The 14,899-nt window shown below is 64.6% G+C and carries 12 protein-coding genes; 9 read left to right on the top strand and 3 right to left on the bottom strand.

Annotation, left to right across the window (positions count from 1 at the left end; all coding sequences use genetic code 11):
* Positions 1-47: 47 nt before the first annotated feature.
* Positions 48-1,199, bottom strand: coding sequence for a hypothetical protein (locus tag PGC08_RS15015; RefSeq protein ID WP_271708791.1), 1,152 nt, complete (start codon positions 1,197-1,199; stop codon positions 48-50).
* On the bottom strand, positions 1,183-1,578 hold the full coding sequence (locus PGC08_RS15010) for a polyketide cyclase (protein ID WP_009883257.1): 396 nt from the start codon (positions 1,576-1,578) through the stop codon (positions 1,183-1,185). Before PGC08_RS15010 ends, PGC08_RS15015 begins: the two co-directional genes overlap by 17 nt.
* A 173-nt stretch (positions 1,579-1,751) precedes the next feature.
* Between PGC08_RS15010 and PGC08_RS15005 the strand changes: the two genes are divergently transcribed.
* Entirely contained in the window at positions 1,752-2,357 is a 606-nt protein-coding gene (locus PGC08_RS15005) for a polysaccharide pyruvyl transferase family protein (RefSeq protein WP_271708790.1), read from the top strand.
* 46 nt (positions 2,358-2,403) lie between these two features.
* The gene (locus PGC08_RS15000; protein WP_442868138.1) at positions 2,404-3,351 is read left to right on the top strand and encodes a polysaccharide pyruvyl transferase family protein; all 948 of its coding nucleotides are present in this window, start codon (positions 2,404-2,406) and stop codon (positions 3,349-3,351) included.
* Between the two features lie 72 nt (positions 3,352-3,423).
* On the opposite strand, the gene PGC08_RS14995 is transcribed toward PGC08_RS15000, so the two are convergent.
* Positions 3,424-3,870 carry a hypothetical protein gene (locus tag PGC08_RS14995; protein WP_009883255.1) on the bottom strand — a complete coding sequence of 149 codons (447 nt, stop codon included), beginning with the start codon at positions 3,868-3,870 and terminating at the stop codon, positions 3,424-3,426.
* Positions 3,871-4,018: 148 nt separating this feature from the next.
* Here PGC08_RS14995 and PGC08_RS14990 point away from each other — a divergent pair, with 148 nt between their 5' ends.
* The 7 genes from PGC08_RS14990 to PGC08_RS14960 all read left to right on the top strand — a co-directional run bounded on the left by PGC08_RS14990 (position 4,019) and on the right by PGC08_RS14960 (position 14,835).
* Positions 4,019-5,017 carry a pseudouridine synthase gene (locus tag PGC08_RS14990; RefSeq protein ID WP_096145956.1) on the top strand — a complete coding sequence of 333 codons (999 nt, stop codon included), beginning with the start codon at positions 4,019-4,021 and terminating at the stop codon, positions 5,015-5,017.
* Between the two features lie 114 nt (positions 5,018-5,131).
* A complete protein-coding gene (locus PGC08_RS14985; protein ID WP_069600714.1) occupies positions 5,132-5,794 on the top strand; it encodes a GntR family transcriptional regulator in 663 nt (220 codons plus the stop codon).
* 185 nt (positions 5,795-5,979) lie between these two features.
* The gene (guaB, locus tag PGC08_RS14980; RefSeq protein WP_009883252.1) at positions 5,980-7,506 is read left to right on the top strand and encodes an IMP dehydrogenase; all 1,527 of its coding nucleotides are present in this window, start codon (positions 5,980-5,982) and stop codon (positions 7,504-7,506) included.
* Positions 7,507-7,854: 348 nt separating this feature from the next.
* Complete coding sequence (locus PGC08_RS14975) at positions 7,855-9,486, top strand: pyridoxal phosphate-dependent decarboxylase family protein (protein WP_009883552.1); 1,632 nt, start codon at positions 7,855-7,857, stop codon at positions 9,484-9,486.
* Positions 9,483-11,024, top strand: a complete 1,542-nt coding sequence (locus PGC08_RS14970) for a lysine N(6)-hydroxylase/L-ornithine N(5)-oxygenase family protein (RefSeq protein WP_271708789.1) — start codon at positions 9,483-9,485, stop codon at positions 11,022-11,024. Before PGC08_RS14975 ends, PGC08_RS14970 begins: the two co-directional genes overlap by 4 nt.
* On the top strand, positions 11,021-13,546 hold the full coding sequence (locus PGC08_RS14965; RefSeq protein WP_271708788.1) for a GNAT family N-acetyltransferase: 2,526 nt from the start codon (positions 11,021-11,023) through the stop codon (positions 13,544-13,546). The genes PGC08_RS14970 and PGC08_RS14965 overlap by 4 nt, the downstream gene beginning before the upstream one ends.
* A gap of 266 nt (positions 13,547-13,812) precedes the next feature.
* Positions 13,813-14,835 carry a LacI family DNA-binding transcriptional regulator gene (locus PGC08_RS14960; protein ID WP_009883549.1) on the top strand — a complete coding sequence of 341 codons (1,023 nt, stop codon included), beginning with the start codon at positions 13,813-13,815 and terminating at the stop codon, positions 14,833-14,835.
* Positions 14,836-14,899 lie beyond the last annotated feature (64 nt).

The raw sequence follows: 14,899 nt of genomic DNA, 5'->3' as shown, positions 1-14,899 counted from the left end.
GATGTCGCAGGTGGGTGCAAATGTCGAAGGGTCAGAGGTCGATCGGGTCACAGACGGAAGCGACGCAGGCCCAACAGCAGCCAGCCGCAGACCGCACTGACGATGCCGATCCCGATGACCAGGGGCCAGAAGAATGCGGCAACGATGAGTACCGGTACCCAGACCATAACCGCTGCGAAGCCTCCGAGGAGGCGGAAGAATGTGACAGTATTGCGACCGTCCGCGCGCGAGCCGGCAAAGGCGGCCGCTCCGAGTACGGGAGCGAAGAGCCACATAAGTGCGAGCCCTACCCAGCGCAGGACCGTGACCGCGGGACTCGCAGCCGCGGGTGCGCCATCAGCTGCGGCCGTGGTCGATTCACGCTGCAGGTCCAGGAAGGCCCTCGCGAACGTGGCCGCTCCGCCCGAGGTACTGCGGGCGACGTCGAGCGCGTTCGCCTGGATCCGTTCGAAGGTCTCCTCATCGGGACAGTTCACCGAGACCTCGTCGAGGGCCGATCCCATCGCCGAGGCGACCTGATCCTCCCACACAGATCGATCCTGGCCATTGCGGTCAGGAATCGTGATCGACTTCCCGCGGACCACCTCGGCGCGGGAACGGAACCGGTCAGGAGTCGAATAGAAGAGACCGACCGGGATGACCTCGAGATCGATGCCCTCCTCGATCAGGGTGCAGGCGATGCGGGCGGCACCCGATTTGTAGTGCTGGGGGCGGTGGCCCCACTCGCTGCTGGCTTCGGGGAAGATGCCCAGGTCACCACCTCGGCGCAGGTGTGCAGTACCGGCTTCGACCGGGCTGGCCACCGATGCTGGGTCGAGGTTGTAGCGTTCGACGTCCTTGGGACGGACGACGGGAATGCCGGCGATGAAGAGACGCAGGAACCAGCTGCGGATGAGCTGGATCGAGATGAGGAACTGGACGCGCGGGAATGCGGCGAGAACCTGATGACCGTCGATGGCTCCATTGCGGTGACTGGAGATGATGAGGCGCGGGCGCGGGGGTGATCGTGTAGTGGAGTCGCTCGAGGATTCGTCGCGGACGAAGGTTTTGCTCTGGTCTGCGGACTCGTTCCTGGCAGCGGGATCGGCACCGACGTCGAGGACAGGGATGCGACCGAAGTACACGGTGCGCATGGCGGCGTTGATGAACCGGTGCCCCCAACCCAGGGAAGCCGCTGTCTGCTCAGCCTTCGAGGACATCGCGCAGACGTTCCAAATCCTTCTCCACTGCCGCGATATCCCGGGCGAATTCCTCGTCACTGACATTCGGCAGGCGGTAGACGGTGAAGACGACCTCGCTGACGTCATCGTTGTGAAGTACCCGCAGCGGATTGTGCATGCTGGTGCCGTCCGGGAAGATCACGTCGTGGTCGAGGATCCCGAATTCGATGCCAGGACGGAACTTGACCTCGACCTCACCCATCGGCGAATCGGTGATCCACCTTCCTGCCTCATTGCGTATGCCCTCACTCAGGCCCGCGGCCCACTGCGGGAGGTTTGCCGGATTGCCGGCGAAGACAGCGATGTCGGAGGGGTCTCGGCGGATCGTCTGCGAAATGTGGTGCGCGTCGAAGCTCATGCACCCAGTGCATCACAGGAAGGTGGTCTTCACCAGAGCGCGTTGTCACGGAATCCATGGACGAGTTCACCTCCAGGTACCGAGCCGTTCACTTTCCGGCGTTCATCGCTCGTTAGCCTGACGGCGACATTCCGGAAACCGCGCAAAGGGCACTCAACATCAATATGAAACGAATGACGATGATCGGCGACATCGGGTGGAGCCGCTTCTACCACCTCGGCGACGAAGCGATGACCGAGTTCGCACTCGATGCGCTCCGTGCCCGAGCCGATGTCGAAATCACGCTCATTGCCGGTGAACCCGAATACGCGGCGAAGATGTACGGGGTCGATGCCGTTTCCCGGATCGGCTTCAAGCGGGACCGGCCGCCGAACATCACACGGATGCGCACGATCCTCGACTATGCGGAATCCGGCGGGGAGAAGGGCGGACTCGCCGCCGATGACCCCGCGATCCGCGTGATCGAAACCGTGCGGAACTCCGATGCCGTTCTCATCGCCGGCGGAGGAAACCTCAACTCGATGTTCGCTCAGCACATCTTCGAGCGGGCGACCCTGGCCAAGCTTGCTCGGATATTCGATAAGCCTTATGCGCTGACGAGTCAGACGCTGGGCCCGCTGATCTACGATGAGGATCGGGGCATCGTCCACGATCTGCTGGCAGAGGCCGAGTTCGTCGGCACCCGCGAAAGCTACACCACCCAGCTCGCGCGAGCTGGGTGCAGGAGACGCGAAGATCCGTCGCCAGGTCGACGATGCGTTCTCACTCACTGCCGGTGATGCGGACAGGGAAGCGGTCGCGGATCTGACAGACAAGCCGTTCATTGTGGCCAGCTTCGCTGAGAAGGCATCCTCGCCGATGATCACCGACTCCGACTACAGGCTGCGCGTGATCGAGATCGTCAGGAGAATCGCAGAGGAGACCGGTCTGCGGCTGCTGCTGGTGCCCCATGGCGGTGCGTTCGCGCCCGCTCCGCAGACGCGGGACCAGCTCACCGACGCCCAGATCGCGGACTCTGCTGACAACGATTTGGTGCAGCCGACCCGGATGCTCACGGCCCGTCAGCTCGTCGCCCTGACCGAACGCGCCGAATTCGTCATCGGCACCCGGTACCACGCTGGGATCTTCGCCGGAGCGGCCGCGGTTCCGTTCATCTCACTGGCTCCCAACCTCTACTCTTCGATCCGGATGAGGGGTGCTGCAGAGAACGTGGGCATGCGCGACTTCGTGCTCCCTCTCGACTCGATCGACGACATCGTCGACACGGCAGTCGGTGTGGCCCGAAACCGAGATTCGCTGCAGACGACCCTGCGCCAACGTTCGGTCGCGCGGCGGGAGGAACACCGGAAGTGGTGGGACTTCCTCGTCGAGACCACCATCGGTTCTGAGGAAGCCCGAGTGCCGGGCGATGAGCGTGCAGGTGAGCTTACGGAAGCGCCGGGCTTCTTTCATGCGGACGAAGTGCCGAACGACTACGTCGCCAATGTCGAGTTGGTCCGTGAACGACTCAACTCCGTCCAGGACTACGGTCTCGTGATGGCGGTGAAGGATCGCCGCGCGGCCTTAGCTCGCACCGAGGTCAACCGGTTGAAGGCCAAGCTCAGACGTGCAGAGGACAAGGTCGAACGCGCAGAGGCGAGGCTCAGCCGGACCGACCGTGCGAAGGAGCTGCGCGAGAGGAAGCCTGCGGTGCGGGCGATGCGGCAGATGCAGAAACTCAACGTCAGGCTGCGAGGAGCAGCCCGCAGCGCCTCCCGGTTCGGGAACCGCTGAATTCCCACCCCTGTTGAACGTCTGCCTCCGCCGAGGTGGCCGCTGGGTTCTCATCAGCGGTCGGACCCCGAGTCAGTCTCTGCGGTGGGCCGAGCGGCAGCGGCGCCGGTCGAGTCGGAGGGTGCGCGAGCGGATCCTCAGCGTCCGCATCACACACTCCGGCCGTCCGGTGATGTTCGGGAGGGGGCGCCGGCTCGCGTTCAGGTGAGCAGCGATGTGTTCCTCGGCCGGCTCGTCCTCATCGTGGCGCTGCCCGAACTCCGACCGGTCGATGAATGCTCTGAGCTCGCCAATGAGCTTGAGCTGGAGGTCCTCGACCGACTCGGATCCCTCTGCATAATCGAGGGGGATGTCGACAGCTTCCTGGTCGGCGACAATGCTGACGACCCAGGTCTCCTCATCGGCCGTGGGATGGTTCACCCCGAAGCTGTCCCATTCATCATCGGAGAACAGTCTGAGAACAACCGGAGCGATGACTTCGTTGAGAAGGAACTCTTCCGTCAGTTCGGTGTTGTCCATACCTCCCACCATAGGACTCCGCGCCCCAGAATTCTCGCAGGCCCACGGAACGTTTCGTTGGCCCACGGCACATTGCGCAGGCTCAGCGCCGAGTACGGCATCGCATCGACGCCGCGTTGGGCATCGCGTCGACAGTTAGACTGATCCGATGCCACGCAGCCCGCTCCCACCCCGAGAAGGGATCTCCGCGACCTCGCTGCGCGCCCCCGGTGGGAAGGAGACGCACGACAAGAACCATCTTCCGGTCCCGGACACGATCGGCGAGTGGCTGGAGGCAGAGTTCCCCGAGGCCGACGACGAGGCGCGGCGCAGCCTGCTCACCTCGGGCGATATGCGCGATGAGGTGGGCGAACCGATTCGCTGGGACGATGCCGTGGTCCCCGGCGGCTTCTATTTCTTCCACCGGCCTGTCCCGGCCGAGGAGCGGATTCCCTTCGAGATCTCCGTGGTCTTCGAGGACGACGATCTGCTCGTCGTCGACAAGCCCCACTTCCTCGCGAGCACTCCCAACGGCCGTTTCGTCCGCGAATGCGTCGTGACCCGGGCCCGCCTGGACTTCGACCAACCCGATCTGGTGGCCATCCACCGTCTCGACCGCGTCACGGCGGGACTGCTCATCCTGTCGAAGCGCCCCGAAACTCGCGGCCGCTATCAGCGCCTGTTTCAGGACCGGCTGGTGACCAAGACCTACCGTGCCCTCGCTGCGATGCCGCCTGCGGATCTGGAACTCCCGCTCGTCAAGGAATCCAGACTGGTCAAGCCGCGCGGCGGCAGACAGGTCCTCGAAGTCGAGGGTGAACCCAACGCCTTCTCCAAGATCAGCCTGCTGGGCGAACGCACCCCACCCTCGCCGAGGTGGTCCGACGCAACCGAGCCCCCACCTCGGCGATCGGTGGGGGAGTGCCCGTCGATCGGGGAGTACCAGCTCGAACCGTTGACGGGGAAGACTCACCAGCTGCGAGTGCATATGAACTCGCTCGGGCTGCCCATCCTCGGTGACCCGGTCTACCCCGTCGATCGCGCTCCGGACCCCTACGATTTCAGCGCACCGCTGCAGCTGCTGGCGGCATCGATCGGGTTCGACGATCCGCTGACCGGGCGACCGCGACGATTCGAGTCCGGCCTCAGTCTCGGCGAGACGCTCTAGCAGCGCCAGCCCCGGATCACGTGCAGCAGCGCTTCGTGTCTCGAGTCGGTATCATCATCGACGGCTGGGCCGCGGCTTTGCCCACGAACGGTGACTACACGGTAGCCTGGTGATATGAGCCCACACGCACCCGGATGTACCTCAGAGGCGATCGTCGCCTTGGTCCGGTCCCGAATCACGACCGGCGAATACCCTGCCGGATCCCCGGTCCGAGATGGTGCGCTGGCGAAGGAATTCAACGTCTCGCGCAACACCGCACGCGAGTCTCTGAGCCTGCTCCGCCACGCCGGTCTGCTGACTCAGGAGACCAACCGCGGCTTCTTCGTGCGCACCTTCGACCTCGACGAGCTCAAGGACCTCTACCAGGCCAGACGTGTCTTCGAGATCCGTGCCGTCCAGGAATCACAGGACGCCACCGAGGAGGCGATGAAACGCGTCGAAGCGTCCGTCGTCCGTGCCGAGACCGCTCCGAACAACGAGAGCTGGACCGACGCGCAGGAGCACTCCGCATCCTTCCACCGGGCCATCGTCGGCCTGCTCGGCTCGCCGATGCTCGATGAGTTCTACCTCAACCTCATGGCCCGCCTCTCAACGACATTCGCGCGCTCGCAGGAACCAGGCAAATACCACTCCCACTGGGCGAACCCGCACCGCGACATCTTAGAGAAGATGCGCTCGGGGGACCGACACGGAGCCGAAGGCCTGCTGCGCATCCACCTCGATGACTCCGAGGCCTCGACACTCGACCTGGCACGCTCGGTCGGCGAAGGCCGCTGACCACGGAACAGTGGGCCCACCTCGGCGACGGGCCGGGCGATGAAACGGCAGGACCACCTCGGCGAGCATTCCTGAGTATTGGTGTCGGCAGTCTCACAGTGCTCGGTACTTGAAACGCTAGATAAGCGCTGTATGACTTCGATAGCATTGAGCCACCGTACTCACCGCGTCGAAAGGCTGTACCCATGGGGATTCCCGAGCAGGAAACACAGGCCGCAAACGATCCGTTCTCGCTGACGGGACTCACGTATGACGATGTCCTTCTCCTGCCCGGTGACACCGATGTCATCCCCTCAGATGCCTCCACCACGACCCGTCTGACCAAAGAGATCGAGCTCAACATCCCGCTGGTCTCGGCCGCCATGGACACCGTGACCGAGTCGCGCATGGCCATTGCCATGGCCCGCATCGGCGGTCTGGGCATCATCCACCGCAACCTGTCGATGGAAGACCAGGCTGCCCAGGTCGACTACGTCAAGCGCTCCGAATCCGGCATGATCAACGACCCGCTTACGATCACCCCAGAGAAGACGCTGGAAGAACTCGACGAGATCTGCGGCAAGTACCGGATCTCCGGTCTGCCCGTCGTCGATGAGAACAATGTGCTGCTGGGCATCGTGACCAACCGCGACCTGCGCTTCGTCACCCGCAGCGAATTCCCGACCCGCACCGTGGCCGACACCATGACACGGATGCCGCTGATCACCGCCCCGGACGGCGTCTCCCCGGAGAAGGCGTTCGAACTGCTCGCCGAGCACAAGGTCGAGAAGCTGCCCCTGGTCGACGAGAACAACGTCATCAAGGGCCTCATCACCGTCAAGGACTTCGTCAAGACCGAAGAATACCCGCTGGCGACGAAGGACGACGAGGGACGCTTGCGTGTGGGTGCTGCCGTCGGATTCCACGGCGACGCCTATGAACGCGCAACCCTCCTCGCCGAGGCAGGCGTCGACGTCCTCGTCGTCGACACCGCCAATGGCCACGCTCGCGGCGTGACCGACATGATCCGCAAGATCAAGGCCGATTCGACGTTCGACAAGGTCCAGATCATCGGCGGAAACGTGGCCACGAAGGAGGGCGCTCAGGCCCTCATCGACGCCGGTGCCGACGCCATCAAGGTCGGTGTCGGTCCAGGTTCGATCTGCACCACCCGCGTGGTCGCAGGAGTCGGTGTCCCGCAGGTCACCGCCGTCTACCTTGCTGCCCAGGCCGCACGTGCGGCCGGTGTGCCGGTCATCGCCGATGGCGGACTCCAGTACTCCGGCGACATCGCCAAGGCTATGGTTGCCGGTGCTGACACAGTGATGCTCGGCTCCCTGCTGGCAGGCTGCAGCGAATCGCCCGGCGAGCTCATCTTCGTCAACGGCAAGCAGTACAAGGCCTACCGCGGCATGGGCTCACTGGGTGCCATGGCTCCGCGCCAGGGCAAGTCGTATTCGAAGGACCGCTACTTCCAGGACGATATCGAGACCGATACTGAACTCATCCCGGAGGGCATCGAAGGCCGCGTGGCCTACCGCGGACCTCTCCGCCAGGTCGCGCACCAGCTCACCGGCGGCCTGCGCCAGTCGATGTTCTACGTCGGCGCACCGACCATCGAGGACCTCAAGGCCAAGGGCAAGTTCGTCCGCCTGACCACTGCGGGCCTCAAGGAGAGCCACCCGCACGACATTCAGATGACCGTCGAAGCCCCGAACTACGTCGTGAAGTAAGAGTTCTCGACCGACCGTCTCGGACGGTGCCGCGTGACCGTCAACGGCCGTGGTTCCTGCCTCCTGTGCAGGGACTACGGCCGTTTTCGCTGTCTCAGGATGTCAGACGAATCGCCCGTATGTGACGAAGGCCACGTGCGAGTTTCCTGGGCGGTATACGCCTGTCGTTGATCGTGGGCTTGGCCGCGCGAGAGCTGACGAGGGCGACTCTGGGTCGCGGCCGAGGTTACTCATGTAGTCGACGATCGGTGGCACCACTCGCCTTGCTTCTACGTTTACTTAGGGTAGGTTTCCCTAATGTAGTCCGGCCTTACCGGACCGTGAACCGAAGGAGGCAACCGTACCGCTATGACTTCACTGCTCTCTGACACCCCAACTCCGCTGACCGACGCGGCCTCTGTGCGCACTGGTGACGCACTGCTGGGGGCCCACAGTGCCGATGCCTACGCCGAGCTCATGCACGAGGTCGTCGACGCACTCGCCCAGCGCTTCACCGATGTCGACGCACCCACCTCGGCGAATGACCGCACCAGCCTCGAGGCACGGGTCGCAGGCTTCGACCTCGACGGTCAGGGCATCGGCAACCTCGCCGCCCTGCGTGAGGCCGATGACCTCTACGCCCGCAACGCCGTCTGGTTCCACCACCCCAGCTACGTCGCCCATCTCAACTGCCCTGTCGCCGTTCCCGCCGTCGCGGCCGAGGCGATGCTCGCAGCGATCAACACATCCGTCGACACCTACGATCAATCCGAGGTCGCCACGCTCATGGAGCGCCGTCTGGTGCAGTGGGCCAGCCGGCACGTCGGGTTCGACTCCGGTGACGGAATCTTCACCTCGGGCGGCACCCAGTCCAACCTCCAGGCACTGTTCCTGGCCAGGGAGAACGTGCTGCGCGACCGGCAGGCACAGACGGTCGGCAAGGCCGAGGCTGGACGTGGTGAGGCATCACGCCGCGAAATCATGTCCCGGCTGCGGATCCTCACGACGAGCCAGACTCACTTCTCGATCTCCCGCGCAGCGCACCTCCTCGGACTCGACGCCGAGGCGGTCGTGTGCGTGGACACCGACGCCGCCGGACGCATGGACGCCGAGGCTCTGGCCGAGCTGATGCGAGACATCAACGACACTGGCGGCATCGTCATGGCCGTCGTCGCCACGGCCGGCACCACCGACCTCGGCGTCATCGATCCGCTGGCCGCCATCGCCGAGATCTGCGAGAACGCGAACGTGTGGATGCACGTCGACGCCGCATACGGCGGGGGACTGCTGTGGGCACCACGCCGCAAACACCTGCTTGCAGGAATCGGCCGGGCCACCTCGGTGACGATCGACTTCCACAAGACCTTCTTCCAGCCCGTGTCCTCGAGCGCACTGCTCGTGCGCGACATCAGATTGTTCGACCCGACGCTGCACCACAACGACTACCTCAACCCGGAAGCCGAAGCTTTGAGCGCCGAGGCAGAACCGAACCAGGTCGACAAATCACTGCAGACCACCCGCCGCTTCGACGCCCTGAAACTCTGGACGACACTGCGCGCCCGCGGCGCCGGTGAGATCGGTGACCTGCTCGATGTCGTGTGCGATCTGGCCGCCGAGGTCCGTGAACTCCTCGAAGACCAGCCTGACTTCGAAGTGCTGGGCGCCTCCGATCTCAGCACGGTCCTCTTCCGGTTCTCGCCGGTTGCTGCCGATACGAGCACCGCCGATGAGCTGGTGCCGATGATCCGTCGCGTCCTCTTCCGCTCCGGACGCGCAGCCATCGCCCGCACCACCATCGACGGCACGCCCTGGCTCAAACTCACCCTGCTCAACCCCGACACCACGGTCGCTGACATCACCGCCGTACTCGACCTCGTCCGCGCCACCGGCCACGGCATCCTCGCCGGCCGGCACCTGGAGAGCACGACGCCTGACCAGGAACAGAAGTCGACGCTGGGCCAAGGGCAGACATTCACCACGATCGAAGGAGGTGCGGCATGAGCACACCCGAGACACACATCCACGACATCGTCGGCATCGGCATCGGACCCTTCGGCCTAGGGCTTGCGGCCCTATCCGATCCGCTGCCCGACGTCGACGGGGTATTCCTCGACCAGCGCAAGGAATTCCGCTGGCACCCGGGCATGATGATCGAAGGCGCGACGGTCCAGGTTCCGTTCCTCGCCGACCTCGTGACCATGGCCGACCCCACCTCCCGCTTCTCCTTCCTCCAGTTCCTCAAGGACAGCGGCCGCCTCTATCCCTTCTACATCCGCGAATCCTTCTACCCCCTGCGCGCCGAATTCGACGAGTACTGCCGCTGGGTCGCCGCGCAGTTAGGCACCCTGCGCTGGAACCGCACAGTCACCTCGGTGACCAGGGACAATGACATCTATACCGTCACCGCCGAGGTGGCCGATCAGTTCGGTCAGACGCTGAGGACCGAGTCCTACCGCGCCCGCCACCTGGTCCTCGGCGTCGGCACCTCACCGGTGCTGCCTCCTGCTCTGCAGGGTTTGGAGGCTGAGAGTGCCGAGGGCGTCGGTGGCCCGGTTGCGCAGGTCGGCGGCCCGGTCATCCACACTTCTCAGTACCTCGACCATCGAGAGGCTCTGCTGGAGAGCGGATCGATCACGATCGTCGGCAGCGGACAGTCCGCGGCCGAGATCTACCGTGATCTCATCGATGAGGCCGAAGCTCGCAAGGTGCGACTCGACTGGGTGACACGCTCGCCGCGCTTCTTCCCGATGGAGTACACGAAGCTGACCCTGGAGATGACGTCTCCGGAGTACACGGACCACTTCCGTGCCCTGCCCGATGACCTGCGCGAACAGCTGGGCCGCGAGCAGCGAACCCTGTACAAGGGCATCAGCGCCGAGCTCGTCGATGACATTCACGACACCCTCTACCGTCTCAGCCGCTGCGGTCGGAAGCTGCGCACCAACCTGCTGGCCGAATCCGAACTGATCTCCGCCGAACGGGATGTAAACACCGGCGACTATGCTCTGCGCTTCCGCAACACGTCACTGGACAAGTGCTTCGACCGCCGCAGCGGATCGGTCGTCTCTGCCACCGGCTACAAGTCCCAGGTCCCGGACTTCCTCTCCCCGCTGGGCGACGAAATCCGGCTGGATGCCAAGGGCCGCCTCGACGTCAGCCGCCACTACACGGTCAACGACGCAGGCACCATCCACGTCCTCAACGGCGAAGAGCACACCCACGGCGTCACCGCACCCGACCTCGGCTTCGGGCCCTGGCGCGCATCGGTCGTGCTCTCACATGTGACCGGACGCGAACCATACCCGATCGAAAAGACCATCGCGTTCCAGACCTTCGGCATTCCGGACGACGGGGCAGACGATGACGGGGTGCTCGACGATGGGGCACTCGAGAGCGCCGCTGAAGAAGGCACCGCACCTTTGAGCACTCGGGACGACTTCGAATCGCACTTTGACTTCGCCGACTCCGACGCCGATTCCGAGCCTCATTCTGATTCCGATTCCCGGGCCGCAGAAGACAGGGAGATGACACACGTATGACCACCGAACTCATGACAGACGCAGCCGCCACCGCGGCATCAACAACGACCGCAGTATCAGCAGAATCTCGCACCGTCGACATCCGAGCCTTGGATCTCGACCGGGATGCCAAGAACATCCACGTGTGGCTGACCCACCCGCGCGCCCACTACTGGCAGATGACCGGACTCGACGAGTCCGGAGTCTGCGACTACCTCGGCGGCGTGCAGAACTCCGCCGATGATAACGGATGGGTGGGCTCGGTCGACGGCATCGACTGCTTCTACGTCGAAACGTACCTGCCCTCCACTCTGATTCCAGGCGACGTCGTCCCCACCGGACCCGAGGACATCGGAATGCACCTGCTCGTCGCCCCACCCGACGGTGACGGGGTGCGCGGACTCACGAACCGGATCATGGCCGAGGTCATCGACTTCTGCCTCCGCCCGATCGAACACGGTGGCCGAGGCGGGCGCCGAGTCATCGTCGAACCCGACGTGCGCAACACCGCCATCCTCGAGAAGAACCGGGCAGCAGGTTTCAATCCGGTGAGTGAGGCGACCATCATGATGGGGGAGGAGCGGAAGCGGGCCCTGATCAGCATCTGCACTCACGAGGACTTCGAATCCAGTGAGCTTGTTGGACTTCTCAACCGCGAGGATGTCGAAGCCGGCGTTCCCGCCACAGGGGGAGTGCCGATCGCTGCTGACGAACGACCATCGCCAGACCTCGCGGTTCCCGAAACCTACTCCCATCTCAACCCCGACACCTTCGCGGTCGCCCAACGCCACCTCGTGGCCAAGGCGCTGTCCGAATTCGCCCACGAACGACTCATCGCCCCGGTCCGCGCCACCGGCCCGAATGCCAGGTCCGATGATTGGGAGCTGAAGGTCGGCGAGGTTGCTTCGAAGGACGCTGCCGACACTGTCACGTACACGTTCTCCGCCCGAGTCCTGCCGCTCGAGCACTGGGTCATCGACGAGGCCAGCATCACCCGCCGCCGAGGTGACACGCAGTTGGACCTCGACGCGCAGGAACTCGTCGTCGAGCTTCAGGATGCCCTCGGCATCCCGGAGAACCTCATGTCGACCTACCTCGAGGAACTCGCGTCGACCCTGGCCAGCAGCGCCTTCAAACTCGCCGGGGCGGTCAAGGGCCACCGTCCGGACTCCACCGATCTCCTGACTGCCGACTTCCAGACCACCGAGGCGGCCATGACCGAGGGCCACCCCGGGTTCATCGCGAACAACGGACGCATCGGATTCTCCCTCTCCGACTACCGGAAATGGGCACCGGAGAACGGTCAGACCACTCGGATCGAATGGGTGGCAGCGAGCCGCAAGCACAGCCACCTCTCGGTCGGCGTCGGACTCGATGAAGCCGCACACTGCGAGTGGGCGCTGAGTGCCGAGGAGCGTGAACTCTTCGACTCGCGAATCCGGTCAGCCGGCCGCAATCCGGAGGACTTCCATCTCCTCCCGGTCCACCCGTGGCAGGCCGACCACCGGCTCGCGATCACCTTCGCCGCCGACATCGCACGCGGCGACTTGCTGCCCTTGGGTGCCGGCCTCGACGAGCATCAGCCGCAGCAGTCGCTGCGCACCTTCTTCAATCACTCACGGGCAGACGCCCCGTATGTGAAGGTCGCGCTCGCCGTGCAGAACATGGGCTTCCTGCGCGGACTGTCCCCGAAGTACATGCGCGATACACCGGCCATCAACGACTGGATCGCGGAGCTCGTCGGAACCGATCCCGCCTTCGGGGATGCCGGATTCCGAGTCCTGCGGGAACGCACCGCGTTGGGCTACACGGGAGACGTCTACCACCGCACCCAGGAAACGAATCCGCACCGGAAGATGCTCGCCGCACTCTGGCGCGAGAACCCGCTGAGCGTCATCGAACCTGGTCAGAAGGTCGTCACCATGGCGGCACTGCTGCACCGCGATCATAGGGGAGTCGCCTTCGCCAGCGAACTCATCCGCGCCTCGGGTCTCAGTCCTGAGGACTGGGTGCGCTCCTATCTGCGGGCCTATCTGCAACCGCTCGTCCACGCATTGTTGGCCCACGATCTCGTGTTCATGCCGCACGGTGAGAACCTCATCCTCATCCTGGATAACCACGTCGTGACCGGTGCCTTCATGAAGGACATCGGCGAAGAAGTCGCCGTCCTCGGTCACCGTGAACTGCCTGACGATGTCGAGCGGATCCGGGCGTTGGTTCCCGGTGACGAGAAGGCCCTGTCTGTGTTCACGGACATGTTCGACGGGGTGCTGCGCCACCTCGGCGGGATCCTCGATTCCGATGGTGTGCTGGGTGCACAGAAATTCTGGGCCCTGGTCGCCGAGGTGCTCGATCGTTACGAAACCGAGCATCCCGAACTCGCCCGTGGGCTCGCAGGCGACGTGGATCTGCGGGCAGAACGTTTCGCCCATTCCTGCCTCAACCGGCTGCAGCTGCGCAACACCGTGCAGATGGTCGACATCGGCAACCAGGCCGAATCGCTGCTCTACGCCGGAACGATGAGGAACCCCGTGGCGCGTTGATCTGATCGACCGACCGCGCTGACCCCACCGACCGATCGCGCAGCTCATCGCCCGATCGCACCGTGCACCGCCCGATTGCGAAGTGCACAGCATCTACCGAGGTGGCCGCTGGAACCCAGCGGCCACCTCGGCGCGGGTGTGGGGTGAAGGCGGAATCGCCGGATGGTCTGCGATCATGTGAGCACCAGCGGCTATCATCATTCCTATCGGTCGCCTGCGCGCTGACCGCAAGCGGTCCGTAGGATTCCCGACTCAAAGGTGTGGTCATGGCGAAGCAGAACGATCGGCCGACTCTGGCCACGGTCGCTTCGCGCGCAGGAGTCAGCATCAAGACCGCATCCCGGGTGCTCAACGGCGAAAAGCATGTGGCCGCGCGGACCGCCGAGAAGGTCGAAGACGCCGCCGCCGAGCTCGGATTCCGCCTCAATTCCACGGCCAGGCGCCTGCGCGCCGGTGGCAGATCTCCCTACATCGGCGTGGTCATGAGCGACGGGGACGACCCGTTCCAGGCTCGTCTCTTCACCCTGTTGGAGGCCGAGCTGAGCAGGATCGGACTGCGCCCGGTCGTGACGGTCACCGCCGACGACCCCGACCGTGAACGCGGCTTCCTCGACGAATGCCTGGCCAATGACATGACCGGCATCTGCGTCATCCGATCGCACCCGGACGCCGCTCGGTTCTACGCTGATGCGGCAAGCGCTGACGTGCAGATCGTGTCCTTCGATCCGTCGACGGCAGGACCCGGAGTCGACCTCATCGCCGGTGATGAGGAGCTTGCCGGGCGACTGGCCGCGACTCAACTCCTCAACCACGGGCACATCAGCCTCGGCGTCATCGGCGATCACTCGACGAGCCCCATCACCACCGCCAGACTCGCCGGAATCCAATCGGCCTTCGCCGGGCGCTCGGACGTCGGATGGCGAGCTTACATGCGCGAAGACGCCCACGACCTGGCCAGCGCGAAGAACGTCGTCGCCGCCTGGCTCGGATCGCGCAGCGCCCCCAGCGCGCTCATCACCCTGTCCGCGACCCTGACGCAGGGGGCCATCGATGCCTGTCGCCGGCTCGATGAGTGGCCGGCGCTGGTGGGCATTGACGATTTTCCCGCCGCGGAGCTCTTGGACGTGACCGTCATCGACCGTGATGTGCAGTCCATGGCCGCCGAGGCGGTCCGACGTCTGCAGGATCCGCCCGGTTCCGGGGCGGGAGGGGGTCCTCGCCGAGGTTCGGCTCGGGTTCCAGTCCATGTGATCGCCCGTGGAAGCGGTGAGGAATCTCCGGACAAGTGACGCTGTTCGGAGAGAGACTCCGATCACAATTTTTCGCCGAAACAGTTGACACCGGCCCCCGATC

It is taken from the genome of Brevibacterium sp. BDJS002, from assembly GCF_028201555.1.
GTDB lineage: Bacteria > Actinomycetota > Actinomycetes > Actinomycetales > Brevibacteriaceae > Brevibacterium > Brevibacterium aurantiacum.
Note: the sequence above shows the minus strand (reverse complement) of the source record. Positions and strands in the feature narration are given on the sequence as shown.

Coding starts and splice junctions, on each gene's coding strand:
- PGC08_RS14965 (WP_271708788.1), top strand. CDS start 11,021: ATGACCACCGAACTCATGACAGACGCAGCCGCCACCGCGGCATCAACA.
- PGC08_RS15005 (WP_271708790.1), top strand. CDS start 1,752: ATGACGATGATCGGCGACATCGGGTGGAGCCGCTTCTACCACCTCGGC.
- PGC08_RS14985 (WP_069600714.1), top strand. CDS start 5,132: ATGAGCCCACACGCACCCGGATGTACCTCAGAGGCGATCGTCGCCTTG.
- PGC08_RS14995 (WP_009883255.1), bottom strand. CDS start 3,870: ATGGACAACACCGAACTGACGGAAGAGTTCCTTCTCAACGAAGTCATC.
- guaB (WP_009883252.1), top strand. CDS start 5,980: ATGGGGATTCCCGAGCAGGAAACACAGGCCGCAAACGATCCGTTCTCG.
- PGC08_RS15010 (WP_009883257.1), bottom strand. CDS start 1,578: ATGAGCTTCGACGCGCACCACATTTCGCAGACGATCCGCCGAGACCCC.
- PGC08_RS14970 (WP_271708789.1), top strand. CDS start 9,483: ATGAGCACACCCGAGACACACATCCACGACATCGTCGGCATCGGCATC.
- PGC08_RS14975 (WP_009883552.1), top strand. CDS start 7,855: ATGACTTCACTGCTCTCTGACACCCCAACTCCGCTGACCGACGCGGCC.
- PGC08_RS15015 (WP_271708791.1), bottom strand. CDS start 1,199: ATGTCCTCGAAGGCTGAGCAGACAGCGGCTTCCCTGGGTTGGGGGCAC.
- PGC08_RS14990 (WP_096145956.1), top strand. CDS start 4,019: ATGCCACGCAGCCCGCTCCCACCCCGAGAAGGGATCTCCGCGACCTCG.
- PGC08_RS14960 (WP_009883549.1), top strand. CDS start 13,813: ATGGCGAAGCAGAACGATCGGCCGACTCTGGCCACGGTCGCTTCGCGC.